A 19,221-nucleotide genomic window follows, 5' to 3' on the forward strand; every position below is an offset into this window, starting at 1 on the left:
CCGGATCCGCCACCCCATCGCCTTGGCGCTCAGGCACGCGGGACAGGTGGCCCCCAAAACGACCCTTTCTCGGAGCAAGATCAAGAACAGTCGACGGAAGCGGTCCGGGTCGCGGATTCACTGTCACAACTCGTTCTCACTCAAAAGTGGAACCAGGCATGTTCTGGGAAATGGGCGTTCTCAGCGTTGCCTCTCCAGGGTGAGGATGGCTCTGGCGATGACGGTCATGCGGGTGGGGCTGATGCGGGATCTGCGGAAGATCTGCCAGGACTTCAGTCGTGCCATGCCTCGTTCGACGGGTGCACGGGCTGCGGACAGAGCCCGGTTCGCGGTCTGTTCGGTGGTGGTGAGTTCGCCGCCTGGCGGGCGGCGCTTGGCGGTGGTGACCCAGCCGCCGGCACCGATGTAGGCCATGTCGGCCAGGATCGGGACGCCCTGGCGTACGCAGATCCGAAGGAGCTTGTGGGTGCGGGCGGCCGTCAGGTCGTGGGTTCGGCCCGGCAGCGCCGGCGACAGCCACAGAATCTCCCCGACCGGGTCCGTTCTCAATTGAGGTTGGGCTCCGCTGCCGTCTCAGCTGCGGTGCTGGGACCGGTCCCTGCAAGTCCTGTGCAGAGAAGAACATATGCGGTCAGAGCCAGGATCGGTATCTGGCCGCCCGTGCGGTCGATGTCGTCGATGAAGTACCCCGAGAGCCCTACCCAGAACAGCCCACCGGTGGCCAGCATCACTGTGTTGCCGACCTCCCCCATCGCCCGCATGCCAGCCCACAGCACAAGGGGCATCAGAGCCCAGGAGGCGGCCGTCGTGACCAGGAATTCGAACGCACCGGAGAACACCGTGTCGCCTGCGGCTGCGCTGTCGCGGGCCCACGTGTAGCCGGAAGCCATGAGGGTGTGACTGGCCGCTGTGGCGGCGGTGACGGTCAGGGCCCCTTTGGCATGTCGTGCGTATCGCATGGCGGTGATCCTCGCTCTTCCTCGGCTGTGGGCCCGGCACGCATGCGCCAGGCATCCGCTCAATGCGGTGGAGGCAGCGGGTGCAGGGCGTTGCCGACTGTGCAACCGCCCTCTCCGGGCATCCGCTGGATACGGGGCGGCATCCATACTTCGGTAGTGCCCGGTTCTACGCGGGCGAGGAGGCAGTCCTGCGGGTCGAAGTGGTTACCTTGGACTGACAGGAGAACGCCGACCCGCCCGCCGTACGCCTTCACCTCGGTACGGATCGCAGGATCCAGGTCGAGGGCGGCGAGCGTACGGCGCACCCTGGCCTCGTCCACCTGGCTGCCCGCCGCCACCCGGGGAAGTGACGCGCGGAGCTCCTTGAAAGGCAGCCGGGGCGGTTCGGGTGGCGGAGCGAAAGACAGCGGAGGGCCATCCGGGCAGTCCACGTCGCGGGGGGCCTCCCCCCACCGCGACTTGGGAGACACTCGTACGGCGAAGCAGCGACGTACGACGATCTCCTGGACGTCGAACCATTCGTTGTACGCCGATCCGGGCGTACGGACAATCACATCGACGCCGTCCCCGTCGTGTGTCGAAGTACCCGTCACCCGCAGTACCTCCACACCGTCGATACCCGTGGCGGAGCGTCCGACCTCTTCCGCCGTGCGGGGGCGCTGGCTGCGCAGCAACTTACCCGCCCTCGTGGCCACCTCCCGCGCAACGTCCGTCGCCTCGACCTCGCTGGACTGCACCACGCCGCAGCCGGCAGTGAGCAGCAACAGCGGGGCTAGCAGCAGTAGTCGGCGCATGACCCCACCCTTCCGGCGCCGCGCGCGACGGGCAGCCGCTCACATACTCAGACCGGTGTGGGTGATCGTACTCAGCCAGTGGGCGATCAGCCGCGGACGCCGGCTTCATGAGGTCGAGGACGCGGGAGGCACACCATCCCGGGTCCCACGCCACGGCCTCAACTCGGCCAGGGTCACTCGATCAGCCGACCGCAGCCCCGGCCAGCCGTGGCGGCCCGGTACCCCGGCGCCCGCGCCTGTCGATCACGACACCCCGACCGCGGACCTCCGCATCGGGTACGCGCGGTGCTCCAACCTCACCCAGGAACTCCAGTCGCAGCTTGACGCGCTCGCCGGACACGGCATCCCACGGGACAAGATCTTCGCCGAAAAGATCAGCACCCGGATGCGGGTTCGCCCGCAGTTCGAGGCCGCGCTCGCAGCCTCGATGGAGATCAAGGCCCACGCCCCGCACTGCCGCGTCATCTTCACGGTGAACGAGATGAAGCGTCTGGGACGCGACGCCGCGGAGCTGACAGCGCTCGCTGATCACCTCACCGCCCACGGCCTGGTCCTGGAGATGCTCGCCGGCCCTCTCCAGGGGATGTACGACCCCAGTGGACCGGGGCGCCTGCTGTTCGGGTTCTTCGCAGCAATGGCGGAGACGGAACGGGAGAACATCCGGGAGTCCACCCTCGAAGGGCTGAACGCCGCGGCCCGCAAGGGCAACCACGGCGGCCGACCGCCGGTCATCACCGACGACATGCTGCACACCGTGCTCCGCCGCCGCGCGAACGGCGAGACCGTCGAGGACATCCAGCCCGACCTCCCCATCCCCGCTGGCCGCCGCAAGGGACAGAGCCCCAGCCTCTCCAGCATCTACCGGGCGCTGGCCGAGCACGAGAAGACCCAGGCGTACCCGGAGGCCGTCGAAACGGCACACGCCGACTTCACCGCCCTCCAGCAGCGCGACCGCGGCGCGAGGTCGTTGTCGAGCACCTGCACGTCCACCTGCCGCGCGTCCTCAAGACGCCCACCAGCCCCCACACCGCCCACGCTGAGCAGGAGACCGCCCGATGATCCGCCGCTTCCGCCGTTGCGGCCACGCCCCCGGCGCAATAACCGCCGAGGACCAGCCCGTCGTCGACCAGTTCCAGGCGATGCTCACCGCCCTGCGCAACCCCGAGCCCTGGACACCAGACACAGGCAGCGCCCGGGACATCGCCGTGCGCGTCGGCCCGTTCGTGGAACGCGCGCAAACCCGCCCCGGCGACGACCACGGTCCCGACCTGATCGCCGTCACCCTGGTCCACCCCGACACCTCGCACGCCAACGCCTACCTCCGCGGCCGCCAGCTCGGCTACACCGAACGCGGCTGGCTGCGCTGCCCCACCACCGCGATCCTCGGCTTCTGGCAGCCCGGCTACGCGATGCTCACCCACGCCGCCAAGGGCCTGCCCCTGCCCGACGACATCGGCATGGCCCCCGCCCACTACGCCCTCTACATCGAGGCCCGCAAGCGCGACGACAGTCTCGACGGCTACACCCTGCTCCGGCTCGGTCCCGGAAGTCGACTCCCTCGCCGAGCTCAACGAGATGGTCGATCAGTGGGACCTGCGCGACGGGCACCGCCGGATCGGCTCGCGGCCGCGGACCGTGGATGAGTACTTCGCCGTCGAACAGCCGCTGCTGATGCCGCTGCCTCAGGAGCCTTTCGAGACGGGCCGGCTGTTCACGCCACGGGTCGACCGCTACAGCCAGATCAACGTCCGAACCAACCGCTACTCGGTCCCGACCCGTTTCATCGGCAAGCGGGTGCGCGTCGTCCTGCACGCCTCTCACCTGGTGGTCTACGACAGGAACGTCGAGGTGGCCCGGCACGAGAGGCTGATCGCGAAGGGCGGCTTGCGCCTGGACCTGGACCACTACCTCGAAGCCCTCATTCGCAAGCCCGGCGCTTTCCCCGGCGCGACGGCCCTGGAACAGGCCCGGTCCGCAGGCAAGTTCACCCCGGTCCACGACGCCTGGTGGGGCCCAGGCCCGCAAGGTCCACGGCGAGCGGGACGGCACCCGGGCGCTGATCGAGGTCCTACTGCTGAACCGTCACCTCGCCCACGAGCATGTCGTCGCGGGCCTGGCCACCGCGCTGCGGGCCGGCGCCCTGACCGCCGACGCTGTTGCCCTGGAGGCTCGCAAGGCCGCACAGGCGGAAGACGAGCCGATCATCGGCACATCCATTCCGCAGATGCCCGGCAGGCGCCGGCGACCGTCACGCCGCTGCACGAGTGGCGCCTGGCACACCTTCCCCCGGACACCCGGCCGCTGCCGTCAGTGACCCCCTACGACCAACTGCTACGACGCCGCCGCACCAGCGGCAGCGACCACCATGAGGGAGAAGCCCAGTGACCCTGCCCCGCCAGCGAGGCTTGACCGAGCAGGCCGCCGACGCGGCGATCGACACCGCCTGCCGCCTGCTGCGGCTTCCGTCGATCCGCAACGAGTTCAACGAGATCGTCGATCGGGCGATCAAGGACCAGATGACCTACCGCGGCTTCCTCGCCGAGCTGCTGATGACCGAGTGCGACGACCGCGCCAGGCGCCGTTCGGAACGACAGATCAAAGCAGCGGGCTTCCCACGGGAGAAGTCCCTGCGCGCCTTCGACTTCGACGCCAACCCGAACATCGACGCCGCCACCGTCCACACCCTCGCCAGCTGTGAATGGATCAAGAAGAGCCAGCTGCTCTGCCTGATCGGTGACTCCGGCACAGGCAAGTCCCACATGCTCATCGCCCTGGGCACCGAGGCCGCCATGAAGGGCTACCGCGTCCGCTACACGCTCGCCACGAAACTGGTGAACGAGCTGGTCGAGGCCGCTGACGAGAAGCAGCTGAACAAGACCATTGCCCGCTACGGCCGCGTGGACCTCCTCTGCATCGACCTATGCCGAGACCGCGACTATGCCGACAATCCGCTGGCGACGGTTGCATCCTCGCCTGTCTGGTCTGCGTTTGAGACGTCGAGATGGAAGGGTGATCCGTTGGCGAATGGCGTCCATCCCTGCGTGAGGGCGGTCCGGATGGCCTGGGCGACATCAGCGGGAACGACCGGCCTGGTCGTCAGACCGAACCAGTTCTCGGGGTGGTGCGAGCCGGTCTCGACGACGAGAACGGTTCCCGGGACGGTGGCGTCCTCGACCGCGAACGTCAGCGGACCCCAGCCGTTTGACTGGCAGTAGGTCGGCTTGTGGCGGACGCGCCAGCGGTAGGTGACGCCGTCCACGACGATGCGCCGGGAACCCTTCTTGACCAGCGCCACCGTCTGCTCCTTCGACTGCCCGTATGTCGCTCCGACACTCCCAGCCCGGCCTCGGGGAAGCAAACCATTTGAGTTTCCTCGGCATAGTCACAAGCGGTGGAGGAAGGCCAAGACTTTGTCGGTGGGCCGGTAGCGGCCCGGCCGGGCGGTGACGGGCGCAGTCAGCGCGAGCGCCTTCTCCTTGATGGTCATGTCGGCGTGGACGTAGGCGTCGGTGGAGCGGACGCCGGCATGGCCGAGCCAGAGCGCGATGACCGTGGTGTCCACTCCGGCCTGCAACAACGACATCGCGCAACTGTGCTGCAGGACGTGCGGGTGGATGCTCTTGTCCAGCAGAGACGGACAGGTTCGCGCCGCGGTCTTGGCGTGGGTGCTCAAGCGTTGCGCGACGGCGTCGCGACTGAGGCGCCGGCCGGTGCGGGTGCAGAACAGGGGGTCGCCACTGCGGCCGGCGCGTTCGTTGAGCCAGGAGCCCAGCAGGTTCTGGACGGGACGGTCGAGCGGGACGCTGCGCTCCTTTCGTCCCTTCCCCTCGCAGCGGACGGCGGCGCCGTCGCCCAGAGTGATGTCGCCGCAGTTCAAGCTGGTGAGCTCGGAGACGCGCAGGCCGGTCTGGACAGCCAGTGCCAGCATGGCTTTGTCCCGTCGTCCTTCCCATCGTTTCGGATCCGGCGCGGTCAGCAGCGCGTCGACCTCTGGGCTGGTCAGGAACGTGACGGTCCTCTTGTCGTACCGCTTCGGCGGGATGTCCAGGACCCGCTGGATGAGCAGAGCGTGTTCGGGATGTTGGAGGGCAGCGTAGGAGAACAGGGAGCGGATCGCGGTCAGGCGGACGTTGCGCGTTCTCGTGCTGTTGCCGCGCTCGTCCTCCAGGTGATTCAGGAACGTGGAGGACGAGCGCGTTCAGGTCGTTCCAGTCCAGCTTCGCCGGAGCAATTCCGGTCCGCTGCTGGACGAAGCCGAGCAGGAGGCGGAGTGCGTCGCGGTAGGCGGCGATGGTACGCGGGCTGGCCTGGCGCTGGCGGGCAAGCCGGTCGATGAAGAATGACTGCAAGGTGGGTGCGATCAGAGTCATGAGCGGGCCGCCTTCCGGACGCCGTCGCGGCGTGCGGCGGCCAGAGCGAGCAGTTCCGGTGCCGCCGACAAGTACCAGTAGGTGCAGGCCGGTTCGCGGTGTCCCATATAGGTCGACAGCGACGGGATCCGCGCCTGGACGTTGTCCTCGGTGCGATACCAGTGCAGCAGAGTGCGAACGGCGAAGGTGTGTCGCAGCTCGTGCAGTCGCGGTCTGTGCGGGGCATCGCGGCCGACGCCGGCGGCGTCGACCAGGGCCCGAAAGACCGGATGAACGCAGGCGTAGATGAGCCGCTTGGCAGTGAGGGAGATGAAGAACGCGGGGTCCTTGGGCCTGGGCATCAGATCCTTGCGAAGCCTGTCGTACTCGCGCAGCGCGTTCGTGGCGCTGCCCTGCAGCGGGACCAGCCGGGACTTGCCGAACTTGGACTCGCGGATGTGCAGCACGCCCTGGGGCCAGTCAATGTCGTCGCGGTCCAGCTTGATGGCCTCGCCGATGCGCAGGCCGGACGCGGCCAGCAGCCCGATCAGCGTGTAATAAGTCGCCGCCCGCAATGGCTGAGGGATGGTGTCTTCGGTCGCGGCCATGATCGCTGCGATGTCGGCGTCGGAGTAGAGGAAGATCTGACCCCGGCGCCGGTTGTAGGGCACCAGCCCCAGTGGAGGCACCTCGGTCGCCGGGTCGGTTCCGCTCAGATAGCGGGCGAACCCGCGGACCGCGGTGATCCGTCGAGGGCTGACCGTCGTGACCACCTCGGGCTCGCGGGTCTTCATCCAGTCCAGCGCGACGGCCACGGCCACGGTCACGGTCTGTTCGCCACGGTTGTCCATGAAGCTCACGAAGTCCGGCAGCAGATACGCCGCTTCGGCCATCTGGTGCCCCAGCGAACGGCGAAGCCGCAGGTAGTCAGCAAGCGCCTGGTGGAGATCGGTCATGCCGCCTCCGTCCCGGGCCAGGGCTGTGCGACCGCGCGCAGCGCGATGAAGTCGACCTTCGCGTAGAGCGCGGTCGTGGCCAGGTCCTGATGCCGGAGAACCTGGCCGATCGCCGTGAGACCGGCGCCGTTGCGGAGCATGTCGGCGGCCAGGGCATGGCGCAGCCGGTGCGGCCCGACCTTGGGCGAACCGGCCCGCAGACAGGCTCGTTCCACGACGTCGCCGACCAGGTCCGCCCGGATCGGACCATGCGGAGCCCTGCAGGTCAGGAACACGTGACGGGCATCCAGGCGGGGCCTTGCACCGGACAAGTACGCGACCAAGGCTTCGCCGACGTCAGCCGGAAGGGGGAGCCGGTCCTCACGGCGTCCCTTGCCGCGGACAACGATCTCGCCGCAACGCCAGTCCACGTCGTTCAGCAATAGCCGGGCTACCTCGATCGAGCGCAGCCCGAGCCTGGCGACCAGCATCAGGATCGCGTAGTCGCGGACGCCGACCCCTGGCGCGGAGTGTGGTCCAACAACCGCTGAACATCACCGGTCGCCATCGTCGGCGGCACGGAGGCGAAGCGCCACCCACCCACTGGAGGCACCGCGCCGCCGAGCTTCATCGGGATGACGCCGTGCAGGTGCAGGAACCGCATCAGGGACCGCAGTTCGGCCACCCGTCCCTTCGCCGAGCCCGCCGAGACCCTGGAACACTCCCGCAGCAGGAACGCGTTCAGGTCCGCCCCGGTCAGACCGTACGGCGCGAACTCCCCGTCGGCCATCGCTTGTTCGGTCAGGAAGCGCCGGGCGGTGTTCCCGTAGCGCAGCATCGTCGACGCCGACAGGCCACGCTCGGATTCCATCCACCACCTGTACCGCTCCAGCAGATCCTCCGCCGGCGACGGTGTCACCCGCGGCACTGGCACCACTCCGGCCTCACGCAAGAACGTCAGCAGCGGGACCATGCCGCGCGGCCCAGCCACCCGGCAACGACCCGACTTCCGCAGGTCGGAAAGGTGTTGCTTCAGCCGACCCTCGTCCAGATCAGCAGCATCGAGGCCCTGCTCCGAAAGCCACAGTCCCACCTGCCCCAGATCCTTGAGCATGTTCCTGGAGGTCTGGGCCGTGTACCCGCGCTCCGCCAACCATGCCCGGTAGCCCTCGACCTGTGCGGTCAGGACACCCGCCTTCCGACGCGTACTTCCGAACGGCATCGCCACCCCCTCGCGGGAGCACCCTGCCCCCTCGCTCACGGAGGCTGCCCGGCACGGAAACTATGCAGAGCCATGCACAGCCGAAACCCCACGAAGGAGCGGAACAACGCACACGGCTCCAGCATAGTCGCGGTCTCGGCATAGGTCCAGCTATGCGGATATCCGCATAGCTGGACGAGCTCGGCTACATGGAACTCGACCGCCACGGCGCAGAACTCCTCTTCCAGGTCCTGACCGAACGCGAGGAGAAGAACAGCGTCGCCATAGCCTCCAACGAGTCCTTCGGCGGCTGGATCAAGACCTTCACTGACCCCCGCCTCTGCGCGGCCATCGTCGACCGCCTCACCTTCAACGGCACCATCATCGAGACCGGCACCGACTCCTACCGCCTCGCCAGCACCCGAGCCCGAGCCGAAGAACCAGCCAAGGCCGGCTGACCACCGCAGGCTCTTACCCGACGGCCCTCCGCCCCCCGGCGCGGAGGGCTGGTACGCACTTCCTGCGCTCGTGAGTACCGGTCAGTCCTGGGTTCTTTGCCTCTACCAGGCATTCCAGAGCACACCATGACGGTGGCGGACCGGCGGTATATCTGCGTCGTCAAGGTCGTGGCCAGCGCGGTGCAGCCCGCGGATCCGCTGGGCCTCGAGGCGCCCCTGGAGCCGGTCGCGGCCCTCAGCCGAAGCGATCTCGCCGGAGAACGATCCCTTCCTGCAGTACAGCACCATCCATTGCCAAGAGGTGATCCGCCGCAGCGTCTTCGCCGGGGCAGGGCGACGGCCTTCACGGGCTGCTTGGGCCAGTTCAGCGTTCGCGTAGCGCAGGTCATACAGGAACGTGGACTCCGACGCGCCCTCTCGGACGCGGAGCTGACTGGGAGTCGTGCGGACAGTTCGGGACATCAGGAGCCTCCGTAAGGCCCTCTGGGCTTTCCAGAGGCGCCTACGGCGGGTGCGTAGTGGTCAGCACAACCCAGCTCCCTTCGTCGGGCGGGACGATCTACCAGCGGCACAGTAGTCGCGCGGAGATGTGGAAGCCGAGGTTTTCCGCTCGCTCCTACTGCCGGGGCAAGCCGCTCCAAGCCCCTTCACGGAACTGCGGTCAGGCCCACTGTTGGATGACGTCATCTCTCGTGAACATCCACGGCACTCAAGATCGTCAACTGCTGCCCGAAGTGCTGACCAATCGCTGATACTTCATGGGCTCTGGCTCAATTTCCGTGATCGTGTAGCCGTGAGTGACACCGGCTGGACAGGGCGAGGATCGATCTGAGTACGCGTGCTGCCCGCACGTCGACCCAGCTGATGACGAACGAGTCTCAGTCGCCAAGGTCTCTCGCTTCGTAGCTGGCCAGCCCTATGGCGAGCAGGGGCGGTACCAGTGCGTTCAGATACCACGCCATGTCGGTCAGGGCTGGCGCTCCGGAGAGCCTTCGCCGGTCGATCGTCGGGATGAAGGAACAGTGCGATCGGCCAGCATGAAAAAGTAGCTGACCACCGGTTGCCGCGGTTGAGTGATAGATGCAGACGCCGACGAGGTAGTCAATGTTGTCCGGTGAGTCCACCACGGTCAGGACCTCAGCTGCCTGGTCAGTTGAAGCCGACTGCCAGTCGAACAGGCCGTCGTTGTTGACCATGTGGGAGATACCAAGGGGTTCCTGCAGCGACCACCCCTCACCGGCCAAGGCTCGCACCACGGCGTCCACTGTGACGGCACGTGCGAACACGAGATCGATGTCGGTGGTCCTGGACATTCGCGGCTCCTGCAGTGGGGTTGATCGATGTCGGAAGCGTTTCACGTGTGGTCATCAGTCAGGGAGCGAGGAGTACTCGTTTCCTCAGGAGTGCGAAGCCGGCTCGGCCGAACATCTGGCGTTTGAGCATCTTGATGCGGTTGACGTGCCCTTCCACGACGCCCGAGTTCCAGGGCAGCGTGAGCCCGGCGATGACCGCGGCCCGGTCGCGATCGATGCCGGCGGCGAGGGTATGGAGACCGGGCAGGTCGTCCTGGCGGACCGCGTCGAGCCACTCGGGCAGCCGTTGCCCCTGTCGCTCGGTGAGGATCTGGGCGAAGGAGCGGACATGTCGGGTGAGGGCTTCCAGTTCGGGGCAGTGGGCCAGGACGGCCTTGAGCTGGAGCTGTTCGACCTCGGAGACGGAGTCGGGGTGGCGCAGGATCCAGACGGCGACGGTGCGGGGTGAGGGCGGGGGTGCGGTGCCCGGATCGGCCGAAAGGCGTTTGGTGCGGAAGTAGGCGCGAACTCGCTGGTAGCTGCCTTTGTAGCCGAGTGGCACGATCTCCTCCCATACCTTCCATGTGTTGGTGCAGCCCTGGTTCCAGCGGTCGTCCAGGTAGGGCTTGTACTCGTCGAGAACGGAGGGGCGGCCCTGCCACTGGCCGTGGAAGAGGTCTTCCGGGGTGGTGGCGTCGGCGAGGAGCTTGACCGTGCGGTAGGTCATCCCGAGCTGGCGTTGGATCGCGCGGCGGCTGTGGCCGGCCGCCAGCAGGGCGTGGACGGCGGCATGGTTGGACCGGGTCCTGTCGGCGAACCGGTGGCCGGTGGGCCACGGCGAGCCAGTTGGGTCAGCTGGTTCTTCTGATTTCCTGACCTGTCGAGATGGCTCGGGTGCGGTGCCTCGCAGGCAGCCCCGATGGTCGGCGACGCACCGTTCGGCGGCTTCGCTGAGGTTGTGCCACAGATGCCAGCGGTCCGCGACCTGCACTGCCTGCGGTGCCCCGACGGTGGCGCCTTCGGCGAAGAAGGGAGCCCGATCCCGGCAGACAACCTCGATCCTTGGCCTCTTGGCCAGCCATGCGGCCAGGCTCGATGCCTCTCGGTCTGGCAACAGGTCCACCGGCCGTCGCGTTTCGACGTCGACCAGCACCGTGCCGTAGTGCCGGCCTTTGCGCGTCGCGTACTCATCGACGCCGACCACTCTCGGGGCGGGCAGATCCGGCTCGGGCAGAGCCTCGACGAGCCGCAGCACCGTACTGCGGCTGACGGACACCCCAAAGACGCCGGCCATCCGAGCTCCCGCCCGGCCAGCCAGGGCGAGGCCGACCGCCGCCAGCGTCGAACGCAGACGCTCGGTCCACCGGCCGTACTTCCGGGTCAATCCAGGCACCTGCTCAACGAACGTCCGCCGCCCGCACGCAGCGACCGGGCAGGCGAAGCGGCGGACCCGCAGACAGAGCACCACCCGGCGTCCCGCGCTGGGAACATCCGCAGGAAACCGCAGGTAGGAGCTATGAACCCGGATCGACCAGTTCCCGCAGCCCGAACACGCCGAACCGGTCGTTGTGCTGCGGGCCTCGACTCGTATCGTCTCGTTGCTCACGTCCACCGACACCACCGACACGTCCGCGATCGACGGGAACAGCAACTCCTCCAGCCGGAGGACTTCCACGATCCCGAACTGTCAGGTACCCGAGGTCACCACGGATCACTTTTAGGCGACTTCCAGGAGCCCAACACCACCACGAACCGTGACTCAGCGTGCGCAGGTCACGGAACTTGAGCCAGAACCACTTCATGTGAACGAAGCCACGACGGAAAGCACAACGGCCGCGCCGTCTTTGCGACGGCTGCGCACACGACCACGCCGTCCATCAACGGCCGCCGAGCTGGCCGCCCGGGTACCGCGACGTGGGGGCGAGCCGCATAACTGCCACGGCGGCGCGGACTCCAGCAGCTGCCCGGCTCCCGGCCCGCACCCGCACCCGCACCCGCACCCGCACCAAGATCCGCCTCGGACGTGGATGGCGAGTTAAGCACACCTCCCTCTCGATTTAAGAAGGACTCGTGCCTTCATCCGGACTCGGATTGTCACCCCCGAATCCACGTGCGGACAGCACGTCTACGACAGTTGCCGCTTCATCTCCGATCAAATCCCACAGGGGATCAGTTCCTGGGCTCTCGCCGGAGAGCCCTCCCTCCTCGATGGCGGTCTCGAAGGCATCCCTGAGGCGCTGAACTGCCTCCACTTCATCGAGGCCGCCCAAAGTAAAGCCAAGCGCCCCACGAGGATCATTCAATAGACCACTCGTGTCGTAGAGGAAATTCACTAGGTCGTCGAAATCGAGTTCCGCCGAATTATCCTCTTTCAGGTTCGATGCACGCCAAGCAGGGTCGGCCAACCTCGTGAGGTGCTCCAATATCAGCGCCCTCATCTCGGGATATTGCACACATGTATCAGGCATGGCTCACTCCGGGGAGTCCCACTTCTTCCAATTGATCCACTCGCTGTATGGTATGTGGCCTGCCGCATGTCCGCTCTTCAACGTCCCACCCTGAACCTGAGGCAGCGGCTTGCCGTCGCGACCGATGATGGCGCCACCGCTGTTAATCACCACATGGTCCACCTTTTGAGAATCAGCACCGTTCGGATCACCTCTGTCTATTCGAATGCTGGCCTGCTTGGGTCCTCTCCAGACGAACCCATATTTGATCGACCCGCCCTTCTTTACCGAGGCCCTCATGCTCCGAGTCATCTCAGGACCGGTCCAACCAGACGCACGCGGGACCTTCCCGGCTGCGCCCTCAGGGAACCATCCGACGCCGTAGGACTTGGGGAGGCCTGATCCACCACCCTTCCCGCCGGGTCGGCGCGCGGCACCGCCCATACCGAACATGGCCGCCAAAGCACCTGGAACCAGGTAGCTATCAGACTGCGTATCCATCCCTTGTTCGGCAGCCCAAGCATCATATTGGGCACCGAGATCACACCCTCCAGCCTCCTGATTGTCACCCCAGCAGTCCAGATTGAACGGGGTGTACAGAAGTTCCGCCCCGTAGGCAGCATTTCTCAGCAAGCCGAGCAGAGACTCTCCGACAGGGTCAGGCTTTTGCAGAGAGACGCAGCCGAGGTTACTGCAGACCATCCCGTTGGGCCCGACAACAAAAGTGGTGACTCCTCCGCCGCCCCCGCTCCCGCCCCCACTGCCGTTGGTGCCACCAGAGCCGCCGCTGGGCGACGTGCCGTTGTAACCCGGGCCGCCGTCTCCGGGAGGTGAGCTGCTGTTGGTCGGGAACGCTGGGTCGGGTTTGCCGCTGTTGTCCCCCGGCTGGCATCTGCCGTTACCCGGGTCCAGGCAGGTTCCGGTCGGGTCGGAGTTCGTGGCCGGGGACTGGCCGGCGTAGCTGTAGCCGTTGAGCGTCTGGTGCTTGTCGATTTCGAGCAGCGGGTCGACGCTGATGAACTGGCCGATGCCCGGGTCGTACGCGCGAGCGCCGATGTGGGTCAGTCCCGTCGCGGAGTCCGTCGGCTTGCCCAGGAACGTCTTGTCGTCTGGCCAGGAAGTCGGTTTGGGCCCGCGCGGAGCGCCGAACGGTGTGCTGTAGCGCTTGGTGGCGGCTTGTGTGGTGGCGTCGGTGGCGATGCTGCTTGTGCCGTGGTGGTCGGCGGCCAGGAAGCTGAGCTTGGTGCCGCCCGTGCCCGACGTGGCCGTGCGGACGGCAAGCGTCTGACCTGCGGCGCTGTAGTAGCGGGTGCCGGTGACCGTCTTCGCGGCGCCCTTTACGGTGAGGCGCACCTCGGTCGAGCCGAGGTAGAGGACCGTGTCTCCGTCGCCGGTCGCGCGGCGGATCAGCAGTTCCCCGTCCGCGTCGTACAGGTAGCCGGTGCCCAGCGCGGGCTTGGTCCCGGCCGCCGGTTCGGTGGTGGAGGCCAGTTCGCCCTCGGAGTTCCACGCCAGGGTCTGGTTGGCCTGGGTGCCGGGGCGGGTGGTCGTGTTGCCCGCCAGGTCGTAGCTGTACGTGGCGGCCTTGGCCCCGGTGGTCTTCACCAGGGGGTGGGGCTGGCCGGTCGGCGTCTTGTACTCGTAGTTGGTGGTCGCGTCGCCGGTCGCGGTGTGGGTGGTCTCGGTGCTGCGCTGGCCCGCGCTGTTGTACGTGTAGCTCGTCCAGTACGGCGCAGCGCCGTCGAGGTTGGCCGTGGTGCGGCCGGACGTCGCGCAGTCGGCGGACTTCGGGGTCCAGGCCTCGGTCATGCGACGGTGTGCGTCGTAGGCGAAGCACTGGTTGTCGGCCTCGGCGGTGCCGCCGAGCGTCGTGGGGTCGAGGATCGACAGTACGTTGCCGGCTTCGTCTCGGGCGAAGTTGAGGTCCTGGAGCATGTACGGGTGGGTCTGGTCCGTGACATGGCTGCGGGTGAGCCGGCCGGTCCCCGGCTCGTACTTGTTGGTGATGTAGGTGCTCTTCGCGCCCGCTCCCAGCGAGAGCTGTTCGACCTGGCCGATGGCGGAGTACGTGACGCCAAGCAGGTAGGTGCTGGTGCCCGAGAGCTCCGTCACCAGACCGGTGGAGTTGTACTTGGGCGAGACGATCTCAGCGGTGAGGCCGCCGGCTCCCGGCTCCTTGGTGTTGGCGACGCTCCCGTCCGGGAGGTACGCCGTTCCGAACGTGAGGGTGGAGGTGACGGCCCCGGAGGTGACCAGCGGGTCATCGGCCGGCAGCACGACGTCGGTGCTGGTGGCGCGGCCGAGCGTGTCGTATGCGGTGACCTGCTTCTTGTACTTCTTGCCTGCGGCTCCGCCCACGTAGCGGGTGGAGGCGTCGGGCTGGCCCTTCAGGAGCGTGTCGTAGGTCCAATCGGCGAGCTTGTTCGCGTCCGACTTTTCGGACTGCCACAGGCCGGTCTTGCGGCCCAGTTCGTCGTACCCGTACAGCAGCTTCGCGTTGCGCGCGTCCTTGGTGAGGGCGACCTGGTCCAGGTCGGTGTACTCGGTGCTGGTGCTGCCCTTGTCCGGGTCGGTCGCGGTGACTTCGCGGCCGAACAGGTCGTAGGTGTAGCTCCACTTGGCGTCGTCGACGCCGGTGATCACGGACGGTTTGCCGTCCCGGGTGTAGTCGTACTTCACCCGGGTGTACGGGGTGCCGGTCGCGGCCCCGTACGCCGTGTCCGTCGGGGTGATGCCCCCGTAGGTGCGGGTCTCCGTGGTGCGGCCCAGCGCGTCAGTGATGGTGCGCGAGGCGTTTCCGCCCTGGGGGGCGGTGGTGGCGGTCGAGTCGCCCGTGTAGCTGGTGGTGGTCGACCAGCGGTCCACTCCGAACACGGTGAGCGTGGTCTTCGTGGGCCGGGCAGCCGCGTCAAAGGTTGTCCGGGTCAGCGCCGGGGTGTGGGCGTAGGAAGCGCGGGCGTAGGTGCCGTTCGGGGCCTTGAGGTTGTCGTAGATGTCCGCGTAGGTCTCGTAGGCGAGTCCGCGGGAGTCATAGCTGGTGTCGGTGAGAATCCGGCCGCCGAGGGGGGATTCGGTCTGGGTCTGGAGCGGACGCAGCAGGGCGTCGGCGATGGCGTAACTGGTCTGGTAGGTCTGGCCGTCGGCCCTGAGAGTGCTGACGGAGGTCCAGGGCTGGCTGTCACGCGCGAAGTTGTAGTTGTACTTCGCCGAGGGCGTGTCGATGCCCTTCGTCCGGTTCGGCGCCCAGGTGGCGGTGAGGCGGCCCAGCGCGTCGTAGGTGCTCTCGGTCTTCTTGAGGTTGGCGTCGAGTGTGCTGGTTACCGATCCGCGTGCCGGGTCCAGGTAGGAGTACGACTTGTGGATCTGGCCGTTGGAGGAGACGAGTTTGGGAGACGAGACAATGGTCGAGGTCAGCGGGCCGGCCGCTGCGGGGTAATACGCAGTAGAGGCGAGTTGACCCTTGGCGTCCACAACAGTGAGCGGGCGGCCAAGAGAGTCGTATGAAGTCTTGCCGATAGCCTGCCAACCACCGTTGGCGGCAGGGTGACGGTCGGTGGTTCCTGCGGCAGCCGGATACGCCTTGACTCTTCCTGCCCAGGTGGCGAGCCCGCGGGTCGGGGTCTGGGAAGCGGTCCAGCCGGTTGCGGAGGGGTTGTCGTAGACGGCCGCGGTGTCGGAAAGGACGTTTCCGCGGCTCGCGGAGTTCGCCGGGAGGTTCAGTTTGTCGTCGGTGATGGTCGCCCCGGCGGAGTCCATGCACGCGGAGCCGACGACGCGCGTACGGGAGACGAGGTTGGTCAGCCCCTCGGAGGGATTACGCGCGTACCACGTGCGGCTACAGGTTTCGTCGCCTGACTTGGCCATGTCCCCATTCGACTCGGTCCGGGTGACCATGCCGTAGGTGGTGTCGTACGTGTACGTGGTGCTGGTGCGCCGCCAGGTGTTGCTGACGGGCAGGTAGGTGTTCTGGTACGTGCGCGCGGTGCGGACGAAGTTCGCCTTGGTGTTGGCGTATGAACGCTGCTGGCTTGCGGTCTCGTGGTACCAGATGTTGTTGAAGGAGACGGAGACAGGCTCCGCGGCGTTGTAGGTGATCTCCTGGCGCAGGAACCCGGAGTAGACGTCCAGGTCGGTGGCGTCGGATGCGTTCAGGCCCGCGACGTCGATCCCCAGGACCTGGGCGCTGCGGGTCGTGCCGTCGAGGCGCTTGTCCCCGTGCATGCCCTGCATGTAAAGGCGCACCGTCTTGGACTGTGGGTGGTCGGTGTCCCCGGTGTACGTGGTGACCTTCTGGTATCCGCGCCAGCTGGACCAGGTCCGCTCGTCCTGGGGGGTAAAGGGGTCGTTGTTGTAGTGCCAGCCGGGGTTCTCGTAGGTGTACGAGTTCTCCACCGCGGGGTTCTGGCCCGCGGGGTCGGAGGTGGTGACGGCGAGGACGTTGTACTTGTGGAACCAGTCCAGTATCGGTTCGCCGCCGTTGGCCGGCCAGTAGACCGGATAGCACGAGAGGTTGTTGTCGTCCTCCGCCTTGGGCATCTTGCTGCCCCGGACGCACTGCGGGTCGGAGAGGGTGACCGTGGTGATCGCGCCGGTCTCCGTGGTGACCGTGTTGACGCGGGGGCGGGTCAGCGGGCGGATGTTGTCCGTGGCGTCGACCCGGTTGGGCCGCATGTGGTAGCCGAATTCCACCGGCGGTACGGTGACGGATCCGCCGTTCTTACCGGTCCGCTGGAGCGACTTGAGGACGAGCGTCTTGTCCGAGGGGTTGCCGATGTCCCCGCCGTCCAGGAACTGGTACGCGAGCGCGTAGCTGTCCACCGGCTTGTACGCGTCGGGCTCGGCGGCCGTGGACCACACCTGCGTATCGATGGAGGTGAGCATTTTGCGCGTGAAGAAGGACGGCCCTGTGGCGCGACAGTCGGTCTCACTGGCCGCGCAAATGGCATCGAAGGGGACGTCCGGCCACCGCTTCGCTGTGTCCTCGGTCAGTGAGGAGCAGTCGTCGGCGGTGCAGCGCTCGCTGTAGTCGAAGGACACCTTCCCGGACGCGTTGCCAGTGAACAAGGTGTCGGAACGCTGACCGTACTTGATCTCTTGGAGGTAGCCGCCGCGGGTGTACTCGGCGAGCTTGTCCTTGTCGCCGTTCTTGGCGTAGTGGTTCGTGTCCGCCTTATACCAGTACGTGGAGGCGTTACCGTGGATGTCGGTGACGAGGTCGAGGTTCCAACGCCACGCCTGGACCTTGGCACGGCCTGAGAAGCTGGTGCCGGAGGAGTATCCGGGCTCGCCGGAGTCGTCGCCGAAGACGGGGACGGTCCAGACGGAGTTGGTCCGCTCCGTGCCCGCGCCGGGCAGCTTGTTCAGACCGAAGGTATAGACCGTGCCGTCGCCGGTGGTGACCTTCCAGTACTCGCCCTTACCGTCGCCCTTGCCACCAGCGATGTCGTCGCCATCGTCGTCGTTGGCGGCGCCGGTCTCATGGGTGACCTGGGAGGCGTCGTCGTTCTTCAGACGCCAGACGCCCGAGGCATCGTCCTTGACGAGTTCCGTCGCCTTGCCGTTCAGAACGAGGGAGGCATTCTCGTACTTCCAGCACTGGTCGACCTTGTCGTCCTGGCCGTCGTCCTCACACGAACCGTACTTGCGCTCGATGTACGAAGAAGTGAGATCGAACCCTTCGCCCAGCATGGAGCCCTGGTTGTTAGTGTTCGACGTCCGGCCGTCGACACTGCCCGTGTCGTAGGAGACCGACAGCGAGGGCGCCGGTCCTGCGGCCGCGGGCGGCACGCTGAGGGGGTAGGACCAGGTGAACGATCCCGACGAGCCGCCGGCCTCCCAGCTGGAGGACGCGGCCAGTGGCGTCGCCTTGTAGTCGCCCGCGCCGGACGCCGGGGTGGCGGACGCCGTCACGGCGAAGACGGCCGCCGAGGACGTGCCGCTCCTGGCGGCGGCAGCCCGGGGTACGACCACCTGTGCGGAGAGGGTCTGCGCGACGGTGTCGTTCCGGGACGGCACGGCGGTCTGTGTACGGCACTCCCGCTTCTGCGGGCTGGTCAGCGCACAGGCGGGCAGTGACACTAGACCGAGGCGCGAGCCCCAGTTTCCGCCGATCGCGTCGGCGAAGGAGGAGTAGTCGACGGTCAGCCCGGCCTTGCCCGGCGAGTCGACCGCGGCGGTGAACACCACACCGGTGACGCCCGCGCCGCGAGCGGTCTTCTGGTCGAGGACGTTCACGCTGGCGGTGCCGGCGGCTGCCGGTGCGGGCTTCGCGGCACGGGAGGAGGCCTTCGAAGGGCGAGGCGCGAACAGGGACACGGGTCCGGCGCCCGCCGTTCCCCGCTTCCCGGATATCTCCTGGTCGCTCCGTGACGGCTTGGGCCAGCGGGACGCGTGCTCGCTGCGGGCCTGTGCCGCCTGCCGGGCGTTAAGGGCCTTGTTCTTCGCCGCCCGCTCGCGCGCCTTGCTCGTCCCCAGGGCCGGGACGGCCTTGACTTTGCTGATCCGGGGCGCCGGAACGTCGGGACGTCCCAGGGGGTCCGCGGCCATCGCCATCGGGGCGAGGCCGGCGGGTACGGAGAGGGCGAGCGCCAATGCCCCGACCAGGGGCACGCGGAACCGCCGAGTGCCTCCGGAGCCGAAGCGGCCTGGCGTGGTGCGCCTCAGGAAGGCGGGAAGAGATCGGGACACGGACACGTCTTCTCTCCGGGAGCGGCAGCCGAACCGCTCGCGGGCGGGACAGCAGGGTGGAGTGCGGGGGTGCGGGCGTGACCGGCGCGTACGGAGCCG

Annotated in this window: 11 protein-coding genes and 5 pseudogenes; 5 read left to right on the forward strand and 11 right to left on the reverse strand. The window is 67.4% G+C overall.

All coding sequences use genetic code 11. The annotated features are described in order from the left end of the window. Window positions 1-180: 180 nt before the first annotated feature. From RNL97_RS00355 to RNL97_RS00365, 3 genes and pseudogenes are all read right to left on the reverse strand, one after another. Window positions 181-546 (reverse strand): annotated as a pseudogene (locus tag RNL97_RS00355) (transposase family protein); the annotation flags it as partial. After that, the gene (locus RNL97_RS00360; protein ID WP_050500247.1) at window positions 546-959 is read right to left on the reverse strand and encodes a hypothetical protein; all 414 of its coding nucleotides are present in this window, start codon (window positions 957-959) and stop codon (window positions 546-548) included. The pseudogene RNL97_RS00355 and the gene RNL97_RS00360, both read right to left, overlap by 1 nt. A gap of 59 nt (window positions 960-1,018) precedes the next feature. Further along, the gene (locus RNL97_RS00365) at window positions 1,019-1,753 is read right to left on the reverse strand and encodes a hypothetical protein (protein ID WP_030593165.1); all 735 of its coding nucleotides are present in this window, start codon (window positions 1,751-1,753) and stop codon (window positions 1,019-1,021) included. Between RNL97_RS00365 and RNL97_RS33175 the strand changes: the two are divergent. The 4 genes and pseudogenes from RNL97_RS33175 to RNL97_RS00385 form a co-directional block, all read left to right on the forward strand. Then, window positions 1,752-2,402 (forward strand): annotated as a pseudogene (locus tag RNL97_RS33175) (recombinase family protein); the annotation flags it as partial. The gene RNL97_RS00365 and the pseudogene RNL97_RS33175 overlap by 2 nt on opposite strands. A gap of 406 nt (window positions 2,403-2,808) precedes the next feature. Further along, window positions 2,809-3,396: a hypothetical protein gene (locus RNL97_RS00375; protein WP_234313542.1), complete on the forward strand. Its 588-nt coding sequence runs from the start codon at window positions 2,809-2,811 to the stop codon at window positions 3,394-3,396. After that, window positions 3,293-4,138: pseudogene (locus RNL97_RS00380) on the forward strand (Mu transposase domain-containing protein); the annotation flags it as partial. The gene RNL97_RS00375 and the pseudogene RNL97_RS00380, both read left to right, overlap by 104 nt. Beyond that, window positions 4,135-4,968, forward strand: a complete 834-nt coding sequence (locus tag RNL97_RS00385) for an ATP-binding protein (RefSeq protein WP_313750251.1) — start codon at window positions 4,135-4,137, stop codon at window positions 4,966-4,968. The pseudogene RNL97_RS00380 and the gene RNL97_RS00385, both read left to right, overlap by 4 nt. A gap of 167 nt (window positions 4,969-5,135) precedes the next feature. Here RNL97_RS00385 and RNL97_RS00390 read toward each other — a convergent pair. The 4 genes and pseudogenes from RNL97_RS00390 to RNL97_RS00405 form a co-directional block, all read right to left on the reverse strand. Then, a pseudogene (locus RNL97_RS00390) lies at window positions 5,136-6,123 on the reverse strand (tyrosine-type recombinase/integrase). Then, window positions 6,120-7,058: a tyrosine-type recombinase/integrase gene (locus RNL97_RS00395; RefSeq protein WP_030593155.1), complete on the reverse strand. Its 939-nt coding sequence runs from the start codon at window positions 7,056-7,058 to the stop codon at window positions 6,120-6,122. Before RNL97_RS00395 ends, RNL97_RS00390 begins: the two are co-directional and overlap by 4 nt. Further along, a complete protein-coding gene (locus RNL97_RS00400) occupies window positions 7,055-7,528 on the reverse strand; it encodes a tyrosine-type recombinase/integrase (RefSeq protein ID WP_106978485.1) in 474 nt (157 codons plus the stop codon). Before RNL97_RS00400 ends, RNL97_RS00395 begins: the two co-directional genes overlap by 4 nt. Then, a complete protein-coding gene (locus RNL97_RS00405; RefSeq protein ID WP_158709185.1) occupies window positions 7,528-8,151 on the reverse strand; it encodes a site-specific integrase in 624 nt (207 codons plus the stop codon). The genes RNL97_RS00400 and RNL97_RS00405 overlap by 1 nt, the downstream gene beginning before the upstream one ends. A gap of 278 nt (window positions 8,152-8,429) precedes the next feature. Between RNL97_RS00405 and RNL97_RS00410 the strand changes: the two are divergent. Next, a pseudogene (locus RNL97_RS00410) lies at window positions 8,430-8,696 on the forward strand (ATP-binding protein); the annotation flags it as partial. Window positions 8,697-9,574: 878 nt separating this feature from the next. Here the strand turns inward: RNL97_RS00410 and RNL97_RS00415 are convergent. The 4 genes from RNL97_RS00415 to RNL97_RS00430 all read right to left on the reverse strand — a co-directional run bounded on the left by RNL97_RS00415 (window position 9,575) and on the right by RNL97_RS00430 (window position 19,122). After that, complete coding sequence (locus RNL97_RS00415; protein ID WP_030593146.1) at window positions 9,575-10,009, reverse strand: hypothetical protein; 435 nt, start codon at window positions 10,007-10,009, stop codon at window positions 9,575-9,577. Between the two features lie 58 nt (window positions 10,010-10,067). Next, complete coding sequence (locus tag RNL97_RS00420) at window positions 10,068-11,663, reverse strand: ISL3 family transposase (protein WP_313750252.1); 1,596 nt, start codon at window positions 11,661-11,663, stop codon at window positions 10,068-10,070. A gap of 382 nt (window positions 11,664-12,045) precedes the next feature. Continuing rightward, entirely contained in the window at window positions 12,046-12,456 is a 411-nt protein-coding gene (locus RNL97_RS00425) for an SCO4402 family protein (RefSeq protein ID WP_415923329.1), read from the reverse strand. A gap of 3 nt (window positions 12,457-12,459) precedes the next feature. Next, window positions 12,460-19,122 (reverse strand): RHS repeat-associated core domain-containing protein, encoded by a 6,663-nt coding sequence (locus tag RNL97_RS00430; protein ID WP_243316599.1) that lies wholly within the window; start codon window positions 19,120-19,122, stop codon window positions 12,460-12,462. Window positions 19,123-19,221 lie beyond the last annotated feature (99 nt).

Source organism: Streptomyces parvus (assembly GCF_032121415.1).
In the GTDB taxonomy this organism is placed as follows: domain Bacteria; phylum Actinomycetota; class Actinomycetes; order Streptomycetales; family Streptomycetaceae; genus Streptomyces; species Streptomyces globisporus_A.